The 26,415-nt window shown below is 42.7% G+C and carries 14 protein-coding genes and 1 tRNA gene; all 15 read right to left on the bottom strand.

What is annotated here, in order from left to right:
* Positions 1-62: 62 nt before the first annotated feature.
* The gene (locus AC4MBN_RS05905; protein ID WP_034703837.1) at positions 63-905 is read right to left on the bottom strand and encodes a universal stress protein; all 843 of its coding nucleotides are present in this window, start codon (positions 903-905) and stop codon (positions 63-65) included.
* Between the two features lie 187 nt (positions 906-1,092).
* The gene (locus AC4MBN_RS05900) at positions 1,093-1,710 is read right to left on the bottom strand and encodes a DapH/DapD/GlmU-related protein (protein ID WP_491880831.1); all 618 of its coding nucleotides are present in this window, start codon (positions 1,708-1,710) and stop codon (positions 1,093-1,095) included.
* The gene (locus AC4MBN_RS05895) at positions 1,703-2,302 is read right to left on the bottom strand and encodes an IMPACT family protein (protein ID WP_491880944.1); all 600 of its coding nucleotides are present in this window, start codon (positions 2,300-2,302) and stop codon (positions 1,703-1,705) included. The genes AC4MBN_RS05900 and AC4MBN_RS05895 overlap by 8 nt, the downstream gene beginning before the upstream one ends.
* A 114-nt stretch (positions 2,303-2,416) precedes the next feature.
* A complete protein-coding gene (locus AC4MBN_RS05890; RefSeq protein ID WP_491880830.1) occupies positions 2,417-3,604 on the bottom strand; it encodes a beta-barrel domain-containing protein in 1,188 nt (395 codons plus the stop codon).
* Positions 3,601-5,739 carry a type I secretion system permease/ATPase gene (locus tag AC4MBN_RS05885; RefSeq protein ID WP_491880829.1) on the bottom strand — a complete coding sequence of 713 codons (2,139 nt, stop codon included), beginning with the start codon at positions 5,737-5,739 and terminating at the stop codon, positions 3,601-3,603. The genes AC4MBN_RS05890 and AC4MBN_RS05885 overlap by 4 nt, the downstream gene beginning before the upstream one ends.
* Positions 5,736-7,277, bottom strand: coding sequence for a TolC family outer membrane protein (locus tag AC4MBN_RS05880; RefSeq protein WP_491880828.1), 1,542 nt, complete (start codon positions 7,275-7,277; stop codon positions 5,736-5,738). The genes AC4MBN_RS05885 and AC4MBN_RS05880 overlap by 4 nt, the downstream gene beginning before the upstream one ends.
* Before the next feature lie 140 nt (positions 7,278-7,417).
* Positions 7,418-8,161 carry an LPS export ABC transporter ATP-binding protein gene (lptB, locus tag AC4MBN_RS05875; RefSeq protein WP_004786227.1) on the bottom strand — a complete coding sequence of 248 codons (744 nt, stop codon included), beginning with the start codon at positions 8,159-8,161 and terminating at the stop codon, positions 7,418-7,420.
* Entirely contained in the window at positions 8,161-8,727 is a 567-nt protein-coding gene (lptA, locus tag AC4MBN_RS05870; RefSeq protein ID WP_004786229.1) for a lipopolysaccharide transport periplasmic protein LptA, read from the bottom strand. Before lptA ends, lptB begins: the two co-directional genes overlap by 1 nt.
* Positions 8,711-9,259 (bottom strand): LPS export ABC transporter periplasmic protein LptC, encoded by a 549-nt coding sequence (lptC, locus tag AC4MBN_RS05865; RefSeq protein WP_175967395.1) that lies wholly within the window; start codon positions 9,257-9,259, stop codon positions 8,711-8,713. Before lptC ends, lptA begins: the two co-directional genes overlap by 17 nt.
* A 33-nt stretch (positions 9,260-9,292) precedes the next feature.
* Complete coding sequence (locus tag AC4MBN_RS05860) at positions 9,293-9,832, bottom strand: KdsC family phosphatase (RefSeq protein ID WP_034170294.1); 540 nt, start codon at positions 9,830-9,832, stop codon at positions 9,293-9,295.
* Between the two features lie 3 nt (positions 9,833-9,835).
* Positions 9,836-10,813 carry a KpsF/GutQ family sugar-phosphate isomerase gene (locus AC4MBN_RS05855; protein ID WP_004786235.1) on the bottom strand — a complete coding sequence of 326 codons (978 nt, stop codon included), beginning with the start codon at positions 10,811-10,813 and terminating at the stop codon, positions 9,836-9,838.
* A 272-nt stretch (positions 10,814-11,085) separates the two neighbouring features.
* Positions 11,086-11,161, bottom strand: a tRNA-Gly gene (locus tag AC4MBN_RS05850).
* Positions 11,162-11,226: 65 nt separating this feature from the next.
* On the bottom strand, positions 11,227-12,648 hold the full coding sequence (gene cysS, locus AC4MBN_RS05845; protein WP_491880827.1) for a cysteine--tRNA ligase: 1,422 nt from the start codon (positions 12,646-12,648) through the stop codon (positions 11,227-11,229).
* A gap of 148 nt (positions 12,649-12,796) precedes the next feature.
* Positions 12,797-13,255: a hypothetical protein gene (locus AC4MBN_RS05840; RefSeq protein ID WP_491880826.1), complete on the bottom strand. Its 459-nt coding sequence runs from the start codon at positions 13,253-13,255 to the stop codon at positions 12,797-12,799.
* Between the two features lie 22 nt (positions 13,256-13,277).
* Positions 13,278-26,153, bottom strand: coding sequence for a BapA/Bap/LapF family large adhesin (locus AC4MBN_RS05835; RefSeq protein WP_491880825.1), 12,876 nt, complete (start codon positions 26,151-26,153; stop codon positions 13,278-13,280).
* Positions 26,154-26,415 lie beyond the last annotated feature (262 nt).

The following is a 26,415-nucleotide window of genomic DNA, read 5'->3' as shown; positions in this document are numbered from 1 at the left end:
TTTAATTCAAGCTGTAACAATTTATCAAAAAATACATCTATGCCGGTTTTATCACCTTCTTTCTACTTCGCTACCAATAATGGCACTTTAGAATTTCGGAAAATCGTTGTCGCAATACTACCCAAGAAGAACTGGTGGATTTTGCTATGACTGAATGCTCCCAAGACAATTAACTGAATCCCATGTTCCTGCTGATAAGACAGGATATTCTCAGCCACTTCTCCGTAACGGTATTCTGGCACGACCTCTAGTCCTGCTTCTGTCAAATATTGCAGAGGCTCATTCAGGATTTCCACATGATCCCCGATATAAAGCAGATGACATTGTAATTGTCTTAATAAATCACTTTCTGCAATACGTTTCATCATCTTCACACAGGTCGGTGAATACTCATAAGCAAAGATAAAACGTGTCGGTGGTCTGAAGTGTTCCCCTACAGTCATCACTGTACAGTTAGCACCACGAATAAAGTTTTCTACATTGGTGCCGATTGGCTTGTTTTTTTCGGCAGAACGCTCACCGAGTAGTCCGATGACTGCAATATCATCAGGTTTTAGAATCTGAAAACTTTGTTCTAGAAAATCACCCTTTTCCTGAATATGCGTGGTGCGGATGCCATAATCTTTAAAGATACGATCCGAAATGTGCTGGAGCAGATTATTGCTATAACTAAGCGCGATTTCACTTTGCTTCTGTTCCAGCTCAGCCAGTTCTTTAAGCAACATGGCATTGCTTTCAAAGCCAATCACACCACTAATTTCCCCAAGATGATAACTGGCCGGGTAATAATCCAGAACCTGTAATAAAACCAGTTCACGGCCGGTCTGTTTGGCAATCCATGCAGCCGCATCTGCAAGCGCGTTCGTGCATGGTGAGGAGTCTATGCAGGCAATGACACGTTTCATGTTCAGCCTCTCTTTTATAATAAAAATTTCTTAGTTATTTTTAACTTAGCACAAGCATTAGTAAATGTGCACTGAAATCTGTAAGGCTTGAATTGAAATATGTTAACTTTTATGTGATGTTCTAAGACCCTTACCGAATATTAAGCACTTGATATAAATCCTTTTTCCAAGCCTCTATTTCACTGTTTTAATCCCGATATCGAATCAATTTTGCCGGATTTCCGGCGACAATTGCACGCGCTTCAATATCCTTCGTGACCATGCTATTCATACCTATAATCGCCTGATCGGCAATTTTCACCCCATCTTTAATGCCGACATGGGCACCTAGCCAGACATCCCGGCCAATCTCAATTCCTTTGGAGCTGACCGGCTGCTGATAAATCGGTTGATCCAGTTCCATTCCATGATCAAAGGCATAAATATGACAATAAGCTGCGATGCGTACCTGATCATGCAATTTAATCCCTACCCGACCACCATCCAGAATACAGTGATGATTGATTGCGACTTCGCTCCCTATCTCCAAAGGACCATGTAGCGTACAATCTGCCGCAATAAAGGTATTGTCCCCGATAATAATTTTACGTCCCGGCTCAGCGAAGATATGTGCCAACGGCGAAATAAAACAGTTTTCGCCAATTTCGACTGTTTCCATCTCCATCAGATAGGTCTGATATTCTTTTTGCCAAGCCTCAGCCCAACCACGATTCTTCGGTTTTAAGGACCAATATAGCCAAGGCATATAATTTAGACGGTGCTTATGCTGCTCACGATATTTCAGTAATGGATCTGGTTCAGTCATCTGTGGCTTCTTCTATAATTTTTAACTGTTCACGTCCGCGAGTAACATCCTGAATCTTCAACGCAAAAGGTTCAATCTGATGTTTCTGAATTTGTGCCTGAACCTGTACACCTTCAGAAGTATATTCTTCCTGATAATCAATCTGCTGCTGATTCAGCTCATACTGAAAAATCGCCCACTCATTAAACTGGCAAGCAAATTCGACCTTTTTCTTTTCAATCAGCTCAATTTTTTCAGCTAATAACAAACATTGTCCAGCACAGCCACCATAGGCACGGACCAGTCCACCGGTGCCTAATTTAATACCGCCATACCAGCGATTCACCAGTACTAGTACATTGGTTAGCTCATTGCCTTCAATGGTCGCGAGGATCGGTCGGCCTGCTGTACCCGATGGCTCACCATCATCATTAAAACGTACATGATGACCGATTTTCCAGGCCCAGCATTGATGAGTGGTGGTCGGATCACGATAGGCCTCCAGAAAATCCTTCACATCCTGTTCATTTTCTACAGGTGTGGCAAAGGCCTGAAATCGGCTTTTTTTGATGTCTTCCTCAAAACTAACAAGGCTGGCAATAGTAAATGGCATAACTTCAGGCATTCAAATTTCACCTGTGCAGTATACCTGTTTTGATGTGGCAAAGAAAAAGCCTCTCGTATAGAGAGGCTTGATTCAATTTAATTTTATTAATTACTTTTAAATTTAACGTTCACGCAATGCTTCTTTAGCTTTATTGAATGGCTTGATGAGATAGTCCATTACCGTTTTTGCTCCGGTACGAATATCGACGGAAGCCACCATACCTGGTGTGATATTGAACTCCTGCCCGGCGGCGTTTCTCAATTTGTCACTATCGGTACGAATATACACCCGATAATAGAACTGATCCTGTTTGACTTCATCTCGCAAGGTATCTGGCGAAATCACGGTCACTTTGCCTTTTAGACCACCATAAATCGAGTAATCATAGGCCGTAATTTTAACCAGTGCTTCCTGATCAGGTCGGATAAAGGCAATATCACGTGGTGAAATTCGGGCTTCAACCAGTAATTTTTCATCCAGAGGGACGATGGTCATCAGCTTGCCATTTTGCGGAACCACACCACCCAAAGTCATGACATCAATTTCTTTGACCACGCCACGAACTGGTGATTTAAAAATGGTCCGGTTCAAGGTATCTGACTTGCCGCGTACCACCTGTTGCTGGGTTTCTACATCAGTATTGGCTTTGGACAATTCTTCCCGTGCTTTCACATAATATTGGTTGCGAATATCATTCATCTGGTTACGCAAATCATTGGCTTCACGCTTCAGCCGTAAAACTTCAACTTCACTGGCTGCCCCTTTAGCCACCAATGGCGCGGTCATTTCCAGTTCCTGTTGTACTAGTACCAATGCCTGTTGCAAGCCGGCAAGAGATTCTTCCAGATTGGCACGACGTGACTGATACAGTGCGGTTTCTTCTTTAACCAGTTTCGGATATTTCAGCACTTCTTCCGGGAAAGACAACGGCGTACCACTCACTTCTGCACGTAAACGGGCGGAAGTCGCACGTGAAGCGATCAGCAAGGATTCTGATTCACCGACATTAGATTCAAATCGGGTTGGATCAAGCTGTGCCAAGACTTGACCACGTTCTACAATCTCACCTTCTTTGACATTTAACTTGGTTAGAATGCCACCCTCCAGAGACTGAATCACTTGTTCTTTGGAAGATGGAATGACTTTACCCGTACCGGTCGAAACCTCTTCCAGTTTAAATAACCAGGCCCACGTCAGCAGTATTAACAAACCAATGCCCACAATCCAGATAATCAGACTGGATTTAGGTAATGGTGGTTCCTGAAAGCTCACTTTGTTTGAACGCGTTAATGTATGTGGTTCACTCATGCGCTTGCTCCCACGACCCGTTTAGTTCCTACCTGTGACTGATTTAATATTTGATCTCGTGGACCATCCATGACAATTTTGCCATCATTGACCACAAGAATACGGTCAACTAACTCTAGTACAGCGCGACGATGCGTTGCTACCACCAGTGTACGATGTGCCAGATACCCTTTCAGATGATCTATTAACTGTTTTTCTGAAACATCATCAATCGCTGCAGTTGGCTCATCTAGCAACAAAATTTTCGGCTGGCGGATCAGGAGCCTTGCCAGTAACAAGGCTTGACGCTGTCCACCCGAGAAGCCCACTCCACCTTCCAGAATAATATGATCCAGACCTTCTTTTTTCTCCTGAACAAAGTTAAGTGCACCGGTGATTTGCAAGGCTTCCAGAATCTGTTGATCCGTAGCGAGCGGTGCACCCAAAGTCAGGTTTTCACGAATACTACCGTAAAAGAGTTGTGAATTCTGATTGAGCAAGCCCATATCACGGCGTACATCTGAAGGATCTATCAGGGTCAGATCAATACCATCCAGTTTGACCTTACCTTGTGCTGGGGTTTGCATACCCGACAACAGTTGCAACAGCGTCGATTTACCAGCACCGTTACGACCCAGAATTGCAATTTTTTCACCGGGCTTGATTTCGAGTTTTGGAATGACCAGACTCGGTTTGGGATCATCATCGCCATATTTGAACACCACGCCACTCAAGTCATAATGACCATCCAATACAGGACGGTGAATCAGATGTGAATAGTCCGGCTGATCCACCGATTTTTTCATCAACTCATCCAGACCGCCCTTGGCAACTTTGGCTTGCTGTAAACGGCCCAAGACACCGGTAATTTGTGAAATAGGTGCCAGCATCCGTGATGATAAAATCGAACAGGCAACTAAAGCACCTGTGGTCATCTCACCATCCATCACTGCAAATGCACCCACCAAGACCACAATGGCAAAGGTTAAACCCTGAATTTTTTGGGTCCATGCTGTCATTAAGCCAACAATTTTACGTTGTTGCATGCTGACATCGGCAGAGACCTCATTCATATGATTCCATTGGTTCTGGAAGCGGGTTTCAGCTCTTAACAGCTTGATATCTTCAATACCCTGTACGGCTTCAACTAATAAAGCATTACGGATTGCAGATTCACGCATTCCCAACTGTGCCAGCTTGGCCAGTTTTTTCTGTGCCAGAATTCCCGGAAGAATCATGAGTGGTACTACCAGTAGCATGACCCAGAACAGGTTGCCGCCAATAATCCAGAAGATTCCCAGGAACAGGAAGAAGAATGGTAAATCTGCAATTGCCGTCACGGTAGTGGAAGTGACCAGTTCACGCACACCTTCAAGTTCACGAATCTGTGAAATAAACGTTCCGGTTGATTTGGAACGCTCACTGTTTTTAATTCTTAAGGAATGACCAAATACCCGGTCAGAAATTTTCAGGTCAGCCCGTTTACCAATAATGTCTGAAAGATAAATACGGGAGACTCGTAATACAAACTCGAAAATAGCCGCAATCAGTACACCACCGGCCAACACCCACAAAGTAGGAATCGATTGTGAAGGAATGACACGGTCATAAACGTTCATCGAGAATACAATCGTCGCCAAAGCCAGAATATTGGCGATCAAAGAGGCAAACATTACATCGATATAGCGTTTCCAGTCTTTTAAAACAATTGACCAGAACCAGTTTTTCTCAAAGGGCTTGATATATTCGTCGACACGCGCATCCGGTACAGAAGACTCTGGTCGCAGGATATAAACATGCTTCGCACCAGCCTCTAACTGCTCGATGGTAAAACTTTGTGATAAACCGGCATCTCCACTCAGTTGTACACTGACATTGCCTTGTGTGTCGATACGTTCAATAACACCGACATCTCCACTATCAAATTCAACCAGTAAGGGCAAACGCCAGGGATTCAGCAAACTGCTATCGAATTTATTTTTGCGGACATTCAAGCCCATTTGACGGCTAACGATCTTGAGCATTTCATCAATGTCATGATGCTGGTTCCAGTCTAGTTGCAGACGAATCCGCTCCTCAGATGGTTCAATCCGATAATGCTTGGCAATATTCAAAACTGCCTGAAGCCACGGCTGATAATTTATTGTAGTACTCATGGCTGAACTTCAAACCCTTGAATAGAAATACGGTTAAGCGCGTAAATATCCCGTGTACGACCTGTCACCTGAATGTATTGCACAATCGCCGAATAGATGTCATAGCGCGCTGATTCAATTTCCTGTGCTGCGCTGTGAATCGCCTGTTCTGCATTCAATAAATCCACTACAGTCCGTGTGCCCAATTTATATTGTTCTTGATATAGCTCTTTGGTTCGTACCGTGGTTTCACGGCGCTGAGCCAGGACATTCATTTGTCTTTGTTTATTTTCAATCTGTTCCCGGATTAAGCGAACCTGATCCAGCACATCCAGATAGACCGTATTGACCTGTGCGCGTGCCGCTTCTTCGGCATAACTGGCAGCACGTGCCTGAGACCGAACAGCGCCTCCCTGATAAAAATTACTGCTGGCTTCAATCATAATTGAATTATAAAAGCCATCATCTTCATTATTATTCGGATTTCGACCATTAACCGCCTGACTTAAGCTACCTTTCAGATTAATGGTCGGATAACGGCTTAAACGGGCCTGATCTTTTTGCAATCGGGCTACATCTACCCCTGAATGTGCCAAGATCATGCTTGGAATCTGGGTAAATTCAGGATCCTGATAAAGATCGGCCTGGGTTACGATACGATCTGGAATTTCCCATTGAATTGCAGAGACATCAAATCCCAATAAAGTTCGCAGACGTTGCTGATATTGTCTCAACTGGGTCTGTTGCACGATCAGGTTAGATTGTGCAGCTTCCAGATTCGACTGCGCCTGAACCGGATCGGCCTGTGTGCTAATCCCGGCGCGGGCACGTAAATTGGCAATTTCTGCAATCCGTGCGATGCCCTGAATCTGCTGTTCGGCAATCTTGGTAATTTCCTGATAGCGTTTGACATTGACAATAGCATCAGCTACTTCCAGTGCGACCTGATCCAGACTTACCAATACTCTTGCCTGATCTTCTGCCAGTCTCGCCTCTTCAACACTGACATTGGTTTTAATCTTGCCAAAGTCATATAGCATCTGGGTTGCATTCAGAGAAACCACCTGACGTCCACGTTCACCTGAGGTCAAATCTCCGGTACCCACACCGCCAGATAACTGCGGATAATACGCTGCTTTGGCCACATCAATATTGGCGGCCTGTGCAGATAAAGACGAAATACTCTGGGCAATTTCCGGACGACGCTGAACTGCAGTATGAACCGCCTCAATCAGACTCATTTTTGCAGGAATACCAGCATTTATAGGTCGAATTGAAGATTGTCCCTGCTGCGGCCGACTAATCTGTGGCAGTTCGGCTACTTTTGAGGTATCCAGTGAGTACTGACTCAGTGAGCTAATATCAATCGTCTGCGCTGATCGCGTTGGCTCTGGAGCAATCAGTTTTCCTAACCCACTTTTAATATTATTAAAATAATTCTGTGAATTTTCTGCATGTACGAATGGCACAGATAAAGGGAAAAGAAGAATGATCCATATCCCCTTATTTTTATCTATTATCCCCTGAACATTTTTTAAGTGCTGCACCCTAAATTGCATAATAATGAATGTTTCGTGTTTTAGCCTAACAATATATCAAATCATACAAAAAGATAGCTTTTTCGTCTTAAGTTAAGTAAAAAAAACCCGCATTTGACGACTAAAGTCTTAATGCGGGTTTTTCTGATAATGAAAATTTTCTATACAGTAAAGTCATCACCCAGATAAACTTTACGTACCGTTTCATTGGCCAGAATTTCTTGTGCCGTGCCTTCAGCAATGACTGAACCTTCGCTGACAATATAGGCATGTTCACAGATGGCTAGAGTTTCACGAACGTTATGATCGGTAATCAATACACCAATTCCACGATCTTTCAGCGTCGTAATAATATCTTTAATATCACCCACTGAAATCGGGTCAACCCCGGCAAAAGGTTCATCCAGTAACATGAATTTCGGATCAGCCGCCAGCGCACGAGCAATTTCAGCACGACGGCGCTCACCACCTGATACACTCATACCCAATGAATCTTTAATATGGGTAATTTTAAAGTCTGCCAGTAATTCAGCCAGACGTTGCTGACGCTGAGCTTTGCTTAAATCCTTACGGGTTTCCAGAATCGCCATAATATTTTCAGAAATGGTTAGTTTTCTAAAAATAGAAGCTTCCTGAGGTAAATAGCCAATACCTTTACGCGCACGTTCATGCATCGCCAAGTCAGACAAATCGAGATCATCCAGATGGATTTCACCCTTGTCCATACGCACCAGACCCACCACCATATAGAAACTGGTAGTTTTACCTGCACCATTAGGCCCTAAAAGCCCAACAATCTGCCCACTTTCCATACTGAAGGAAACGTCCTTGACTACCCAGCGTTTACTATAATTTTTCGCCAGATGCTTAATGGTTAAAGTTTGAACCTGATGCGTCTGTGCCATTAATCACGTGCTCCCGGGAAGGATTTCGAAGATGAAGGCGGAATCACGATTTGTACACGACCTGCTGCTGAACCGGTTTTATTTGGTGTACCTGTTGCTTCAATATCGCCTTTATTCATGCTGTATTTCAGCGTATTACCACGGATACTAGCGCCATCTTGCTGCAAGTAGGCATTTCCAGACAATGTAATAATCCCGGTTTCCGCATTATAGACAATTTTCTGTGCCTGACCTTTGGCCAAACCTTTGGCAGGATCAACTTTCTGCTGAAATTGAGCCGGGCTACCTGTTGCCGTAATCAGGCTAATCTGTTTTTTATTATTCAGATTCGCCACAATTGAATTGGCCTGCAATTTCATGGTGCCCTGTTCAATGATGACATTACCCGAATAAGTGGTGACTCCAGTACGCTCATTAAAAGTCGCACGGTCAGCTAATAAGGTAATCGGCTGGTTACGATCAGATGGCAATGCAAACGCAGTGGCTGAACCCAATGCAACCAGACTTAACAACGCAGCGCGCTTAAGGAAAGTGTTCATCATTTTAGCTCTAGGAATTTGGTTCATACTTTCCTCGAATATTAAAGAATTCGTATTGACCATCATTAAGATTGGCTTTTAGGCCCTGACTGATAAATTCAGCCTGTGGAGATTCAACAATGACAGTTTTATCGGTTTCAATTTCACGTGTTTTCGGAAAAGCCGTCAGCTCCTCGGTGCGGAACTGCATTTTTCCATTTTGCATGATCTTGGTCGCCAGCACTTCTTGAGAAAGTACAACTTTTGTATTGTCATCATAACCGTTGCCCTGTTTGGCAAAGAATGTTGCATCAACCTGACCGTCTTTATAGGTCGTTGCCTGCAGATTTTTGAGACTCGAAGTCTCTAGCTGCAGGTTTTGTTCAAGCTGGTCGACCTGGGCACGAACAGACAACATGCCCTTTTCATCAGTTTGGGTTAAGTTAATATTATTTGCAGAATAGGTCATGCTACGTGCAGAATCAGTCTGCAACTTGTTGCCCTTACCGCTGTAATAGTAATAACCACCACTTATTGCGGCAATAATAATAGCCGTAAGATATAAAACTCTAGTGTCCATAAGCGGTGTACTTAATCCAGAATGTATGACTTATTAATAAGGCGCACGAGTATATTTTTCAAGTAACTCTTGGTACTTACCTTTGGACATCAGTAACATGTCACAAATCTCGCGTACCGCACCACGACCACCATAGGCCTGCGTTACCAGATCAGCACGACGACGTACTTCAACATGCCCGTTTGGAACAGTCACTTTCATGCCTGCAATCGCGAAGGCAGACAGATCAGGCCAGTCATCACCCATGTATAAACAGTCTTCAGGGTCGATATTGAGCTGAGTACAAGCTTCACGTAAAGCAGTTCCTTTATCTTCGCGGCCCTGATAAACCAGATCTACACCCAAATCCGACATACGTTTCTGTACGATATTGCTTTGACGTCCAGTGATAATGATCACTTTGATTCCGGCTTGCTGTACCAGCTTCATCCCTAGACCATCACGGATATCAAAAGATTTAATTTCATCACCCGTATTGGTCAAGGTGACAAAACCGTCGCTTAAAATACCATCTACATCAAGTACCAGTGCCTCAATATGACGTGCCTGCTCTAATAATACATAAGATGCCATTTATTAATTTACCCCAGCCTGAATCAGGTCATGCATACTAATTACACCAATGACTTTATTGGCATCATCAACCACTACAAATTGATTAATTTTACGTTCGTTCATTTTTTCCAGTGCAACGACAGCACGTGCTTCCTGAGAAATCGTCAGCGGATTTTTGGTCATTACTTCCTGAATCGGTAAATTGACATCAAAACCTTGCTGTTTGTCAATCAGGCGGCGCAAGTCACCATCAGTGAAAATACCCAGCAGAAGGTCATTTTGATCCACAATTGTGGTTAAACCTAGGCGTTTATTTGAAATCTCGTATAAAACTTGATTCATCGGTGTATCTGGTGACACTTTTGGCAATTCCGAACCTGTATGCATGAGGTGTTTTACATGTAGCAATAAACGTTTACCCAAGGCACCCGCTGGATGTGACAATGCAAAATCGTCAGCAGTAAAACCACGTGCATCTAAAAGAGCGACAGCCAGTGCATCACCCAGCGCTAAAGTTGCTGTTGTACTCGAAGTCGGTGCCAGGCCAAGTGGACAGGCTTCCTGAAGATGACCCAGAGTTAAAGCCACATCAGCATTTTGTGGCATTGGGCCTTTGGCATCACCACTAATGGTAATTAAGGGAATTTCCAGACGCTTGATCAGAGGCATCAGCATCATGATTTCATCGCTTTTGCCTGAGTTTGAAATGGCAATCAGTACATCACCCGGTACCAGCATCCCAAGATCACCATGCCCTGCCTCGCCCGGGTGCATGAAGAATGAAGGCGTACCCGTAGACGCAAAAGTTGCCGCCATCTTACGACCAATATGCCCGGATTTCCCCATCCCGGTAATCACCAGACGACCTTTGCACTGCAGGATAATTTCACATGCCTGACTAAAACGCTCATCAATCTGCGTGGCTAAAATCTGTAATGCTTGTTCTTCGATACGCAAGGTTTCAAGTGCAACTTTCTGGAAGTCTATTTGATTTGGCATATTTGGTGGGTTCAAAGTAGGTTTACCTTAACTCTATACAGAGTTGACTCAGTCTAGCAAAAATAATTTTCGCAATTTTATCATATCTATGCAAATGGCAGGTTTCAAAATGTAGAGCTTTTCATAAAACTTAAACAGAATGTTTAGAAATTTCCCTGACTGAAAGCTCTTCCATATTCAGAATTTCATTATGTAAATCAGTTCTGATTTTCCTTTTTATTTTGCGTAGGCAATAAAAAACCCCAATCTTCCGATCAGGGTTTTTTGAATTTTGGAGCGGGAAACGAGACTCGAACTCGCGACCCCAACCTTGGCAAGGTTGTGCTCTACCAACTGAGCTATTCCCGCAATATGGGAGTGAATTATAGAGAGTTTCTGCTAACTGTCAACTCTCTATCGATTCAACTGTCGAATTAATCGGCACGACGCCATACAGTTCCTTGACGGGTATCTTCCAGCACCACCCCTTGGTCTAATAAAGACTGGCGGATTTCATCGGCACGAGCAAAATTTTTCTCTTTTTTGGCATCTTTACGTTGCTGGATGAGATCTTCAATCTGCTCTTCAGACAAGCCTAAAGCTTCCTGACCAATATCAGACTTCAGGAATTCATCGATATTGTGCTGTACCAGACCCAGAATATTAGTCAGGTGACGCAGAGTAGAATAATAAACTGTAGCCTGTTCCTGATTCTGGTCTTTTACTGCACGGTTCAGCTCTTTATTCAGTTCAAACAACACAGCAATGGCTTCTGGCGTATTGAAGTCATCACGCATGGCTGTATTGAAACGCTCAACAAAGCTTTGATCTAAAGTTTCAACAACCTGCTCACCATATACCGCTTGATAAGCTTTAAAAGAATGATAGAAACGCATCAGCGTATTTTTCGCTTCTTTTAAGGCTACATCTGAATAGTTCACCGGGCTGCGGTAGTGTGAAGATACGATAAAGTAACGCACCACTTCTGGATGGAATTTTTCAATCACATCACGGATAGTGAAGAAGTTACCCAAAGACTTCGACATCTTTTCACCATCGACATTGATGAAGCCAGCATGCATCCAGTAGTTCACATACTGTTCACCAGTGGCTGCTTCAGATTGTGCTATCTCATTTTCATGATGCGGGAAGCTTAAGTCAGCACCACCGCCATGAATATCAAAATGATTGCCGAGGCAGCAGGTAGACATGGCTGAACATTCAATATGCCAGCCTGGACGACCATTGCCCCATGGTGAAGCCCAAGACGGTTCATTTTCTTTGGCATGTTTCCAAAGTACAAAGTCAAACGGGTGTTTTTTCTCAACTTCGACGTCTACACGTTCAGAAGCGCCCGCCTGCATATCTTCCAGTTTACGGCCTGAGAGACGCCCGTATTTGGCAAATTTTTCAACCTCGAAGTAAACATCGCCATTATTTGCCGGATATGCAGTCCCTTTTTCCACCAGCGTACCAATCATGTTTTGCATTTGATTGATGTAATCAGTGGCTTTTGGTGCTTCATCCGGTGCAATACAGCCCAGCTTGGCGAAGTCTTCATTCATGGCATCAATAAAACGGCTGGTCAGTGATGAAATGCTTTCCCCATTTTCATTGGCACGTTTAATAATCTTGTCGTCAATGTCGGTGATATTGCGTACGTATTTCACCTTCCAGCCCTGACTGCGCAGGAAACGGATAATATAGTCAAATGCAACCACGGTACGTGCATGTCCAATATGACAGTAGTCATAGACCGTCATCCCACAGACATACAGATCAATCTGACCTTCTTTACGAGGCACAAATTCTACTTTTTTACGTTGCTCTGAGTTATATAGAACAAATGGTTGCATAGGTCTTCTAGAATGCTTTTACAAATGATGGCTCATCTTAACCTAAGCATTATTTTTCATAAAGTTTTAAGAAAAGTTTTCAAGGTTTTTTCTGCGGTTATTTCTATATTGTATAAAAAGACCAGCTATTGCTGGTCTTTTTTAAATATCAGGATTTAGCTTCTGTTTTGCACTGTATCAGCATCTGTTTGGTTTTTGGTCCCAATGAATTACTCAGGCTGGTATTTAAAACACGCGCATAGTTTTGATGATCTTTCTGGTAGAAATCTACCGTAGCCCCCTGATACTCGGCGGTAGTTATATATTGATAATCTTCAAAAGATTTTTCAGACTTCGACTCAATTGACTTTAATAAAGCACGCTTTTGCTTAGCAGAAATTAAACGCAAAATGCTTTTTTCACCAATAACATAAGATAAGCTATGGGCTTTCTCTTTTGAACAATCCAAAGCATAACGGCCTTGAAGTTCACCTAGTTTTACCGAATCCCCTACAGCCGTATTTGCATGTATAAATGCACTGATTGAAGTCAGGAGTGCAATGCTCACGAATAATTTTTTCATAGTTTGCTCAATATTTAAAAATGGCGAAGCATAGGGTGCAAGCAAATGCTCCCACCCTATTTACGAATTAATAGATGATTTGATTGTTTTTCAACAAATCAGCAAGTGTCGTCTCAACGTTATTCAATGTCAGCAATTCTGTCATTGCATATTGATTACCTGAGATCGCTTTTCCGCTGTCATCAACAACTGTCTCGCCATCTCGGTCAATACTAATAATCGTATGACCATCTTTGACTTCAACAGATACAAATTTCGCTAGGTCAATACTACCGCCTTCAGATTTTTGATCTGCTAACAATGCAGAAATATCAATCTTGTCAGCATTTGGATTATAAGATGCATTATCTGCCTCATTGACCTGCTGACGTGTATCGCCTACGGTAAAGTCCGTCCAGATATCATGACCATTGCCACCCAACTTGTCATGTTGATTGAGCAAGTCGAAGATCACAGTATCACTACCGTCTCCCATCGTATAAACATCATTCGCCGAATCGCTATACACATATTCAACGATATTTGAACCTTTGACGATCTTAGCGACATCAATTTCAATCGTTGATTTATCTGTTTCACCTGTTGGAGAAATCAATTCATAAGTCATAATCTCACGACCGCCACCTTGACCATTTGGTGTGTAGGTATAAGCACCTGATTTATCAATAACGAATGTACCGTATAGACCTTCAACCGTAATCGTTTGAGCACCCACAACTGGATCTAAAGAAAGGACTTTGTTACCGACTTTCAGAATCGTCTGGTCTTTTAAGCCTTCACTAAAGATATCGTTATCAAGCAAATTACCTTTGACAACATTAGCTTCATGAGCATAGTTGTAATCAGGATCAGCCATCCAACGGTCTTGGTAGTCTTGAGTACCTTTGATTTCATACTGATATTTGATTTCAGAACCTACGACACCATAGAATTTCACATCTAAGTAATAGTAACCCGCCTCAAGATCACTTTGATCAAATACCAATGTATTGCGATCTACAACAGTCGTATCTTTTTGATCAACAGTAGTAAGCTTACGATTGCCATCGCTATCAACGGTCACTCTTACTAGTTCATATGAAATACGCACATCATAATCAACATTAATACCTAATACCTTTTGCACAACCGCTTCTGCCTCTAATTTGAACATCAAATTATTAGATGAATGTTGAGAGTGAGGAGCAATCGTAAACTCGAAAGTAAAAGGCCTTACACTGCTACTTGTTGCTAATACATTATCCGTTTGCTCAAAAGTTACTTTCTGGTTTACGAAATCATCATGACGAAGAATCATACCCGATTGAGTCGATGAAGGCTGACCATTGATATCTAAGACATCACGTTGCGCATCTACACTACCAATTTTCACATTGATTGCAGAAACAGCTATCTCACCTGTTAACAAGTCTTTATAAACATATGTAAAGGTATCGATAGCACCATAGTTTGGCTTCTGCGAAGTTGTATCAGCTGTGTATGTATATGAACCATCTTTCGCTACAGTCAATGTACCAAACTCACCTTTGATATCTAAACTTTCACCAGTGAACTTTTGACCATCAACCTGAATTATTTCTATCTGATCCGCTTCCAATTCAATCAAACGACCTTTAGCTATGGCTTCATATTCGATAGGCTGATTATAGTCACTCACAACTGCACTATCCAATTTGAGGGTTGAGCCACCCAAAACTTTCACACCACGATCTGTGAGGAATGCTTTATATTGACCTTCTGTTAATGCCAGTGTGAGCGGATCATTATGAATACCGCCCAAAGGAATACCGAGTACAGATAGTGGAACGATCAAGAATTTATCTTGGAAATGGTATAGCTCCCACTGATTCGTCTTCTCATTTAACTTATAGATCGCAAAGTCTGAGATTGCTGCCACCCCAACTGCAGAAGTACCTGTAGCAGAGAATACAGTTTCAATCACTTTACCTGCACCAACATTTAAGTTAAGTGCGTTGCTTGAACCAATGACGTTTGCATCCAATACATTGCCTAATCCAACACCTGCAACGCCAAATGATGTTGCTGATGGCTTGGCATCACCTAATAATTCTTGTTTTGCATGATATTGCGGATCTGTTGTTATATAAGTTTTCGAGAAGTCAATTGTTAATTCAGAAGCCTCAATGTTCATATGAGCAATCACAGTATCAACATCTAACTCTACATCGTGTAGATTCAACGTAATATCAAGGTTTGCCTGACTCATTTGACCTGAAATTGGATCATAGATGATATATTCGAAACGATCGATCTCACCATAGTTAAAGTTCTTCGTTTCAAATGCTGTATAGGTGTATTCACCATTGGTAAATAAAGTTAATGCACCATATTTACCATCAATTTTAGTTCCCACAAAGTTTTGATCATCCTGAATCATGACTGTCTGGGAATTTTCAAGTGTCACACTTTTCGCAGAAATCACATAGGTCACGTCTGGATTGAGGAGTAAATCCACTTTGTTGTCTTTGTTCACATCACTGATCACATTACCTGTTGCTTGACCAGCCACTGAAATTGGTTTCACGTAATCCAGTAACAAATCTCGTGTGGTTTCTAAAGTATAACCAAACAATGCATTGATACCACGCGATGGCTCTAACAATACTATATATTGCCCTGCATCCAATTTCTTGGTGAGTTCTTCAGATACACCCCCTAACAGTGCTGCACCAAACCAGCCTTCGACCTGATCATCGAGTTTGTATTGCTTGGTAATTTCATCGTATTTATAAATAAATAGATCAAAATCAGCGAGTACTTGTACACCACCTGTTTCAGCTTTAAATGTGATTAACCGCTCTGTATTTTCTGCAACATTAATCTCAAAACGGTTTGCAGGATTGATTGCGCCTAAGTCAAGCACACTTCCTAAACCAACATAAGCTACATTGAATGTTGATTTAGAAACTAGAGGTTGACTTTCTACACTTGGATCAACTGCAAGTGTTAAATGATTCACATCATCATAAGCTCTAATCTCTGTATCAGCACCACCATTAATATCGATCGTCAATGTATTTTGATGCGTTAATTTTCCATTCGTCGCAGTATAGGTAAAGACGTCAGTTTTACCGATTAAGTTGCCTTGAGCATCTTTCGCATGAGCTGATGGATTTAATTTGTACGTATACGAACCATCTTGTGCAATCGTCAAAATACCATGTTGACCCACTAACTGAACGGATTCAGCCTTATCTTCAGAGATAAATTGATAGACTTGACCAAGTTGATTAGAGACATCCACAATTGAAAGCTCATCGAGAACTTTATTAAAGTCATTTGCTAAAACATTACCTGAACGTTCAGAATCCTCATAGAAATACGATGTATATTCAACAGTTAATTCACTGCGTTCAAGTATACCAAGCGTATTACTCAGTAATAACTCAGCTACTTTATCGACGATATCGTCAGCTAAGCCCACTACCTCTTTAATCACCGGCAAACTGAGCAATGCATCTACAAGCATTGCCACAGGTGTTGTGAGCAGATTCACACCCCCCAATACCACTTTTAAAAGATCAGTTAGTTTTTCTGTGGATGGGCTTTCCTTAGCTAAAGTATCAGCTACAAAATCTAAAAGGAGTTGCTGATTTTCTTCGCCAAGTAATACATCATCACCTAAATTCGCTAACTCAATGTTGTTTAATGCTTCAGCAAGTGCGCTTGCAGACTTATATGGAATAACTCGGTAATCACCCTCAGGCACACCATTGAAAGTTACGACATAACTTCCATTTTCAACTGCACCAAGTGCATATTGCGTACCTAAGGAAGCAATCACGCCATTACCAGTCAATGGAGCAGACATGACCAACTCCCACTCACCTTGAGCATTTAGTTTCTCAAGTCTTAGACCATAAGCCTTCGCAACTGTTAGTAATGATAAATTGGTAAATTCTGCACGAATTTGACCAATTGCTTGGCTTTTCACTGGTGTAGCTGTACTTTCAGGCTCTCCCTCTGTAGAGAAAGTTGCCATAGACATTAATCGTACTGATTGCTGTTGATTTGTAATTGAACCAGATAATTGATCACCAAGTTCATTCATTTGTGCTTGATTAGATCCTGCAATTTCAATGAATGTATCTGTTAAGCCTGAACGTGATGTCTTAGTTTCACCTATATTCGATCGAATCTCCTTCAAGTCTTTTACTGTTAACGCCAAATCAACATTAAATTCTCTAGAGGCATTTAGATCTAGGGTATTTCCTTCAGTATCTTTAAGACCTGCGACAGCATTGATGCTTGCGACTCCATCAACAAGGCTAACCTTGCTTATATCAAGGTCAAGCGACCAATTCAGATTACCTTCCTCATCTTTTGTCCAAAGGAAACCGTCTTTTAATTGATCCTGTTCAAATGCTGTTAAATCAATCTGACGTTCAATCACGTTGCCATTGACTAAAATTAAAACAGTGAGATCAGTAACATTCACATCGCTAGGCAATGCAGCAATTTGACCTTTAACAGTCACATAACCGTCTTCAACTTCAGATGCATCAACCTTAAAGTCAGTCCCTTCAACTTCTGTAATTACATGCAATCCATCAAGATCAGATGCCGGATCTAATACTTGGATATCAAGTGTGAAACCTTCTGTAACTGGAAGTTTTAAAGTATTACCTGCATCATCTACAATAACAGCAATGGCTTGAACTGAAGGTTGATCACCATGTTCGAGTTTTAGACCGGTTGTTGAAACATCAGCTGTCCATTTACCATCTTCATCAGCCACGACGGTTATTTGCTGTGTCACACCTTTATTGGTAATACTTACTACAACTTCTTTTAATGCATCACCAGCAGCAGTTGCGATACCAGATACATCACCTTGAATTGTGATCTTGCCATCTTTTTGCTGGCTTTCATTCACAACTATCGTTTGTTTTTGATCTTGGATAAATAATGCTTCACCTTCAATCTCTGTAATACGAATAACCGCGTCTTGTGATGCAGTCTGAGTATCAACAGTAAACTTAAGTTCAGGCGATGAACCTTGTGTTACACCATTACTGTTAGAAACAGTATAGCTCACGACATATTCTGCATCATTCAATGGTTGTGTTGGTGTATAACTCCAAGTACCGTCACGACCAACAATAATTGGTTGATCTGTAACAACAACTTCACCATTTATCGTCAGGGTAATGATCTCACCTTCTACACGACCAGAACCTTTGATTTCTGGTTGGTTATCGTTAGTTTTACCATTTGATTTGATTGGACCAACAATTGATTCAACGTTATCCCACGCTTCTGGTGCTGTCATCGGTTCACTTGGCGCTAATGTACCCACAATAATTGAACTAGAAACAGAATCAACATTGTCCCATTCATCTGTTGCAGTCACTTTTACAGGATTCAGGCCTTCACGTACTGGCATATAGACGTTCAATGCTTTTGCCTGAATTTCAGCATCATTCAATACGTAACGATCGCCATTTACAGACACAATATCGCCAACTTTTGCATCTTCACCAAGAGTTACTTTTAACGACGTATAAAATTTTCCGCCCATTTCAGCAGCATTTAGAGAACCATCTTCGTTGATATCATTTAAGAATGTTAATGACTCAACAATGTCACGCTCTGTACCAATGACTGAACTATCTACGTCAAAGAATGTAAATTCGACATCCGTTTGCTTTTGGGCATTTTGAGCATCAACTTTAATAAAGTTGAATCCATCCAATACTGGAACATTGTTAATCGTAGCAAACTTGTTACTAATATCTGCATCTGTAAGCTTATATTCAATACCATTAGCCTTAATGGTATCACCTACTTTAGCATCTTCTCCTAAATGAACTTTAACGTTGATCTTAGAACCTGGTGACAGTTCATCAGCTGTAATTTTACCATCACTGTTTTCGTCACTTAGCAACTCGATCTTAGTGACTAAATCAGCTGAGCCTGATGCACCGTCTTGGCCATTTAATGATGCCAACCATTCTGATTGATCAAGAATCTTGTTTGCGTCTTCAGCAGCTGTGATTGCATCTTTTTGTGCTTGTTCGAAGTCAGCTTCAGTTTTGCCTTCATTCTCAGCTAACCAAGCATCTTTGTCAGCAAGACCTGCATCAGCCAATACTTTATCTTCGGCTTGTTCATGGTAGATATCGTAAGCTGATTGACCAGCTTCACCCTGCGCTTTAACACCAGTATCGACTGTACCAATGAACCAATTGCCATTCTCACCAATGTATGGCGTTAAGCCGTCTTGACCTTCAGCTTTAACACCAGTATCAGTCTCACCAATGAACCAGTTGCCATTGTTACCGATTGTTGGAGTTAAACCATCCTGACCTTTTAATGTTGAAAGCCATTCTGATTGATCAAGAATCTTGTTTGCGTCTTCAGCAGCTGTGATTGCATCTTTTTGTGCTTGTTCGAAGTCAGCTTCAGTTTTGCCTTCATTCTCAGCTAACCAAACATCTTTGTCAGCAAGACCTGCATCAGTCAGTGCTTTGGTTTCTGCTTCTTCACGGTAGAGTTCATAAGCCGATAACCCATCTAGACCATCTTTACCTCTTAATTCGTTTAATAAGTCTTGAAGAGTACCATTAGGACCAATAACCCCGTTTTCTCTTGCTAATTCTAATACAGACTTACCAGTATCCCCTTTAGGACCCTTCAATGCTTGAAGTAAATCCATCACCGTAGCATTGTTATGAACAAAACCCACTTCCTTCGCAAGATCAAGTGCTGATTTACCTGCTGCACCGGTATCACCTTTCTCGCCTTTCAGTGCTGTGAACAGGTCTTGAACCGTGCCATTGTCTCCAATCACACCAGCTTCTTTTGCTAGTTCTAATGCTGACTTACCATCTTTACCTGCTGCACCAGTGTCACCTTTAGTGCCTTTAAGTGCATCAAGAAGATCTTGGATTGTGCCATTCGGGCCGATAAAGCCAGCGTCTTTCGCAAGGTCTAATGCTGATTTACCTGTTGCACCCGTATCACCTTTCTCGCCTTTTAATGCCAGCAGGAGATCAGTCGCGGTTGCATCCGCCTTAACAAAGCCAACATCTTTCGCAAGATCAAGTGCTGATTTACCTGCTGCACCGGTATCACCTTTCTCGCCTTTCAGTGCTGTGAACAGGTCTTGAACCGTGCCATTGTCTCCAATCACACCAGCTTCTTTTGCTAGTTCTAATGCTGACTTACCATCTTTACCTGCTGCACCAGTGTCACCTTTAGTGCCTTTAAGTGCATCAAGAAGATCTTGGATTGTGCCATTCGGGCCGATAAAGCCAGCGTCTTTCGCAAGGTCTAATGCTGATTTACCTGTTGCACCCGTATCACCTTTCTCGCCTTTTAATGCCAGCAGGAGATCAGTCGCGGTTGCATCCGCCTTAACAAAGCCAACATCTTTCGCAAGATCAAGTGCTGATTTACCTGCTGCACCGGTATCACCTTTCTCGCCTTTCAGTGCTGTGAACAGGTCTTGAACCGTGCCATTGTCTCCAATCACACCAGCTTCTTTTGCTAGTTCTAATGCTGACTTACCATCTTTACCTGCTGCACCAGTGTCACCTTTAGTGCCTTTAAGTGCATCAAGAAGATCTTGGATTGTGCCATTCGGGCCGATAAAGCCAGCGTCTTTCGCAAGGTCTAATGCTGATTTACCTGTTGCACCCGTATCACCTTTCTCGCCTTTTAATGCCAGCAGGAGATCAGTCGTGGTTGCATCCGCCTTAACAAAGCCAACATCTTTCGCAAGATCAAGTGCTGATTTACCTGCTGCACCGGTATCACCTTTCTCGCCTTTCAGTGCTGTGAACAGGTCTTGAACCGTGCCATTGTCTCCAATCACACCAGCTTCTTTTGCTAGTTCTAATGCTGACTTACCATCTTTACCTGCTGCACCAGTGTCACCTTTGGTGCCTTTAAGTGCATCAAGAAGATCCTGGATTGTGCCATTCGGGCCGATAAAGCCAGCGTCTTTCGCAAGGTCTAATGCTGATTTACCTGTTGCACCCGTATCACCTTTGTCGCCTTTCTCGCCTTTTAATGCCAGCAGGAGATCAGTCGTGGTTGCATCCGCCTTAACAAAGCCAACATCTTTCGCAAGATCAAGTGCTGATTTACCTGCTGCACCGGTATCACCTTTCTCGCCTTTCAGTGCTGTGAACAGGTCTTGAACCGTGCCATTGTCTCCAATCACACCAGCTTCTTTTGCTAGTTCTAATGCTGACTTACCATCTTTACCTGCTGCACCAGTGTCACCTTTAGTGCCTTTAAGTGCATCAAGAAGATCTTGGATTGTGCCATTCGGGCCGATAAAGCCAGCGTCTTTCGCAAGGTCTAATGCTGATTTACCTGTTGCACCCGTATCACCTTTCTCGCCTTTTAATGCCAGCAGGAGATCAGTCGCGGTTGCATCCGCCTTAACAAAGCCAACATCTTTCGCAAGATCAAGTGCTGATTTACCTGCTGCACCGGTATCACCTTTCTCGCCTTTCAGTGCTGTGAACAGGTCTTGAACCGTGCCATTGTCTCCAATCACACCAGCTTCTTTTGCTAGTTCTAATGCTGACTTACCATCTTTACCTGCTGCACCAGTGTCACCTTTGGTGCCTTTAAGTGCATCAAGAAGATCTTGGATTGTGCCATTCGGGCCGATAAAGCCAGCGTCTTTCGCAAGGTCTAATGCTGATTTACCTGTTGCACCCGTATCACCTTTCTCGCCTTTTAATGCCAGCAGGAGATCAGTCGCGGTTGCATCCGCCTTAACAAAGCCAACATCTTTCGCAAGATCAAGTGCTGATTTACCTGCTGCACCGGTATCACCTTTCTCGCCTTTCAGTGCTGTGAACAGGTCTTGAACCGTGCCATTGTCTCCAATCACACCAGCTTCTTTTGCTAGTTCTAATGCTGACTTACCATCTTTACCTGCTGCACCAGTGTCACCTTTAGTGCCTTTAAGTGCATCAAGAAGATCTTGGATTGTGCCATTCGGGCCGATAAAGCCAGCGTCTTTCGCAAGGTCTAATGCTGATTTACCTGTTGCACCCGTATCACCTTTCTCGCCTTTTAATGCCAGCAGGAGATCAGTCGCGGTTGCATCCGCCTTAACAAAGCCAACATCTTTCGCAAGATCAAGTGCTGATTTACCTGCTGCACCGGTATCACCTTTCTCGCCTTTCAGTGCTGTGAACAGGTCTTGAACCGTGCCATTGTCTCCAATCACACCAGCTTCTTTTGCTAGTTCTAATGCTGACTTACCATCTTTACCTGCTGCACCAGTGTCACCTTTAGTGCCTTTAAGTGCATCAAGAAGATCTTGGATTGTGCCATTCGGGCCGATAAAGCCAGCGTCTTTCGCAAGGTCTAATGCTGATTTACCTGTTGCACCCGTATCACCTTTCTCGCCTTTTAATGCCAGCAGGAGATCAGTCGTGGTTGCATCCGCCTTAACAAAGCCAACATCTTTCGCAAGATCAAGTGCTGATTTACCTGCTGCACCGGTATCACCTTTCTCGCCTTTCAGTGCTGTGAACAGGTCTTGAACCGTGCCATTGTCTCCAATCACACCAGCTTCTTTTGCTAGTTCTAATGCTGACTTACCATCTTTACCTGCTGCACCAGTGTCACCTTTGGTGCCTTTAAGTGCATCAAGAAGATCTTGGATTGTGCCATTCGGGCCGATAAAGCCAGCGTCTTTCGCAAGGTCTAATGCTGATTTACCTGTTGCACCCGTATCACCTTTGTCGCCTTTCTCGCCTTTTAATGCCAGCAGGAGATCAGTCGTGGTTGCATCCGCCTTAACAAAGCCAACATCTTTCGCAAGATCAAGTGCTGATTTACCTGCTGCACCGGTATCACCTTTCTCGCCTTTCAGTGCTGTGAACAGGTCTTGAACCGTGCCATTGTCTCCAATCACACCAGCTTCTTTTGCTAGTTCTAATGCTGACTTACCATCTTTACCTGCTGCACCAGTGTCACCTTTGGTGCCTTTAAGTGCATCAAGAAGATCCTGGATTGTGCCATTCGGGCCGATAAAGCCAGCGTCTTTCGCAAGGTCTAATGCTGATTTACCTGTTGCACCCGTATCACCTTTGTCGCCTTTCTCGCCTTTTAATGCCAGCAGGAGATCAGTCGTGGTTGCATCCGCCTTAACAAAGCCAACATCTTTCGCAAGATCAAGTGCTGATTTACCTGCTGCACCGGTATCACCTTTCTCGCCTTTCAGTGCTGTGAACAGGTCTTGAACCGTGCCATTGTCTCCAATCACACCAGCTTCTTTTGCTAGTTCTAATGCTGACTTACCATCTTTACCTGCTGCACCAGTGTCACCTTTGGTGCCTTTAAGTGCATCAAGAAGATCTTGGATTGTGCCATTCGGGCCGATAAAGCCAGCGTCTTTCGCAAGGTCTAATGCTGATTTACCTGTTGCACCCGTATCACCTTTGTCGCCTTTCTCGCCTTTTAATGCCAGCAGGAGATCAGTCGTGGTTGCATCCGCCTTAACAAAGCCAACATCTTTCGCAAGATCAAGTGCTGATTTACCTGCTGCACCGGTATCACCTTTCTCGCCTTTCAGTGCTGTGAACAGGTCTTGAACCGTGCCATTGTCTCCAATCACACCAGCTTCTTTTGCTAGTTCTAATGCTGACTTACCATCTTTACCTGCTGCACCAGTGTCACCTTTGGTGCCTTTAAGTGCATCAAGAAGATCCTGGATTGTGCCATTCGGGCCGATAAAGCCAGCGTCTTTCGCAAGGTCTAATGCTGATTTACCTGTTGCACCCGTATCACCTTTGTCGCCTTTCTCGCCTTTTAATGCCAGCAGGAGATCAGTCGTGGTTGCATCCGCCTTAACAAAGCCAACATCTTTCGCAAGATCAAGTGCTGATTTACCTGCTGCACCGGTATCACCTTTCTCGCCTTTCAGTGCTGTGAACAGGTCTTGAACCGTGCCATTGTCTCCAATCACACCAGCTTCTTTTGCTAGTTCTAATGCTGACTTACCATCTTTACCTGCTGCACCAGTGTCACCTTTGGTGCCTTTAAGTGCATCAAGAAGATCTTGGATTGTGCCATTCGGGCCGATAAAGCCAGCGTCTTTCGCAAGGTCTAATGCTGATTTACCTGTTGCACCCGTATCACCTTTCTCGCCTTTTAATGCCAGCAGGAGATCAGTCGCGGTTGCATCCGCCTTAACAAAGCCAACATCTTTCGCAAGATCAAGTGCTGATTTACCTGCTGCACCGGTATCACCTTTCTCGCCTTTCAGTGCTGTGAACAGGTCTTGAACCGTGCCATTGTCTCCAATCACACCAGCTTCTTTTGCTAGTTCTAATGCTGACTTACCATCTTTACCTGCTGCACCAGTGTCACCTTTGGTGCCTTTAAGTGCATCAAGAAGATCTTGGATTGTGCCATTCGGGCCGATAAAGCCAGCGTCTTTCGCAAGGTCTAATGCTGATTTACCTGTTGCACCCGTATCACCTTTGTCGCCTTTCTCGCCTTTTAATGCCAGCAGGAGATCAGTCGTGGTTGCATCCGCCTTAACAAAGCCAACATCTTTCGCAAGATCAAGTGCTGATTTACCTGCTGCACCGGTATCACCTTTCTCGCCTTTCAGTGCTGTGAACAGGTCTTGAACCGTGCCATTGTCTCCAATCACACCAGCTTCTTTTGCTAGTTCTAATGCTGACTTACCGTCTTTACCTGCTGCTGCAACATTGGTGTCCACACCGTCAATAAACCAGTTGCCATTGGTCCCGATCGTCACCACAGTGCCGTCTTTACCATTTTGTGCAACGGCAACAACGCCTGTATCAACGCCATCGATATACCAGTGGTTGTTGTCTTTATTGATCGTTACAACTGAACCGTCTTTACCTGCTGCAGCCACTTGACTGTCTACACCGTCAATAAACCAGTTGCCATTGGTCCCGATCGTCACCACAGTGCCATCTTTACCATTTTGTGCAACGGCAACAACGCCTGTATCAACGCCATCGATATACCAGTGGTTGTTGTCTTTATTGATCGTTACAACTGAACCGTCTTTACCTGCTGCAGCCACTTGACTGTCTACACCATCAATAAACCAGTTGCCATTGGTCCCGATCGTCACCACAGTGCCGTCTTTACCATTACTACCGTCTTTACCTTTCAGAAACTCGATCAGATCATTTACAGTAGAACCCTCTGGTAATTCTTTGGCTTCAATAAGAAGTTCTAATACGGATTTACCGTTGTTTCCGTCTTTACCTTTCAAATAATCAATCAGATCATTAATATCCGCATCAGCATTTAGCTCACCCGCTTCTATTAATAGCTCCAGTGCGGATTTACCATTTTCGCCATCCTTACCATCCACCCCATCTTTACCATTAAGATTACTATCACCAGGAGTTTTTGGCTCTTCTCCTTCTGTTCCTTCATCTTTAGGCTCCTCTGGTTCCAAGTTACCCGGATTACTACCTACCGGAGGTTCTTCTGAACTATCTTCATCTGTAGGCTCGTCTATAGGATGACTAGGTTCGGCACTTTCAGTATTACTATTTTTATTATCAGTTATCCCCGCAATTAACCCTATGCCCGCTATTCCCAAACCTGCTATTGGCCAAATATTGATAAATGCACTTTCTGAGTGGCCGTATAATAATGGTTCAATTTTATCGATAGGATTATAGTCGAGAGTTTCGAAGTCATATAAAAACATTTCCGACTGTTCATTTCTAAAAATCAATGAACTCTTTTTCGGATTAAATTGATTAACCAATATTATTTCACCACTTTTCAAAGTAATTACTGCTTGGTTATTTATATATTCTATTTTTTCTATATCTTCAATTTTTACATCTACTAGAACTACAGAATCTTTATCGAGTTCTATTTTTTCCAGATACTCTTTTATTAATTGATTATTACCGCCCGCTTTTGAAATAACTTGAACCTGCATAGGAAACCCCTATAAAACCTACTTAAACAGTTGGTATTAATTAAAGATTTATTAAAAACATTTTTCAAGCAATTACCCTACTTTTTTACAATATAATTTTACAGATAATAATAATAATCATTTCTGATTTAACTATCACTTTTTTAACGATAGCTAATCATTCATTGATATTTTTATATAAAATAAAATTAAGTTATTGTTTTACATAGTTTAATAAGACTCATAAAGTTAAAATATTTAGTTTTTTTTAAAAAATTACATT

This window comes from Acinetobacter sp. CAU_H_60 (assembly GCF_058599385.1).
Note: the sequence above shows the minus strand (reverse complement) of the source record. Positions and strands in the feature narration are given on the sequence as shown.

What these genes read in the sequence shown, in the direction of transcription:
- AC4MBN_RS05905 (WP_034703837.1), bottom strand. Translation starts at nt 905, where the DNA reads ATGAAACGTGTCATTGCCTGCATAGACTCCTCACCATGCACGAACGCG.
- AC4MBN_RS05900 (WP_491880831.1), bottom strand. Translation starts at nt 1,710, where the DNA reads ATGACTGAACCAGATCCATTACTGAAATATCGTGAGCAGCATAAGCAC.
- AC4MBN_RS05895 (WP_491880944.1), bottom strand. Translation starts at nt 2,302, where the DNA reads ATGCCATTTACTATTGCCAGCCTTGTTAGTTTTGAGGAAGACATCAAA.
- AC4MBN_RS05890 (WP_491880830.1), bottom strand. Translation starts at nt 3,604, where the DNA reads ATGAGTGAACCACATACATTAACGCGTTCAAACAAAGTGAGCTTTCAG.
- AC4MBN_RS05885 (WP_491880829.1), bottom strand. Translation starts at nt 5,739, where the DNA reads ATGAGTACTACAATAAATTATCAGCCGTGGCTTCAGGCAGTTTTGAAT.
- AC4MBN_RS05880 (WP_491880828.1), bottom strand. Translation starts at nt 7,277, where the DNA reads ATGCAATTTAGGGTGCAGCACTTAAAAAATGTTCAGGGGATAATAGAT.
- lptB (WP_004786227.1), bottom strand. Translation starts at nt 8,161, where the DNA reads ATGGCACAGACGCATCAGGTTCAAACTTTAACCATTAAGCATCTGGCG.
- lptA (WP_004786229.1), bottom strand. Translation starts at nt 8,727, where the DNA reads ATGAACCAAATTCCTAGAGCTAAAATGATGAACACTTTCCTTAAGCGC.
- lptC (WP_175967395.1), bottom strand. Translation starts at nt 9,259, where the DNA reads ATGGACACTAGAGTTTTATATCTTACGGCTATTATTATTGCCGCAATA.
- AC4MBN_RS05860 (WP_034170294.1), bottom strand. Translation starts at nt 9,832, where the DNA reads ATGGCATCTTATGTATTATTAGAGCAGGCACGTCATATTGAGGCACTG.
- AC4MBN_RS05855 (WP_004786235.1), bottom strand. Translation starts at nt 10,813, where the DNA reads ATGCCAAATCAAATAGACTTCCAGAAAGTTGCACTTGAAACCTTGCGT.
- cysS (WP_491880827.1), bottom strand. Translation starts at nt 12,648, where the DNA reads ATGCAACCATTTGTTCTATATAACTCAGAGCAACGTAAAAAAGTAGAA.
- AC4MBN_RS05835 (WP_491880825.1), bottom strand. Translation starts at nt 26,153, where the DNA reads ATGCAGGTTCAAGTTATTTCAAAAGCGGGCGGTAATAATCAATTAATA.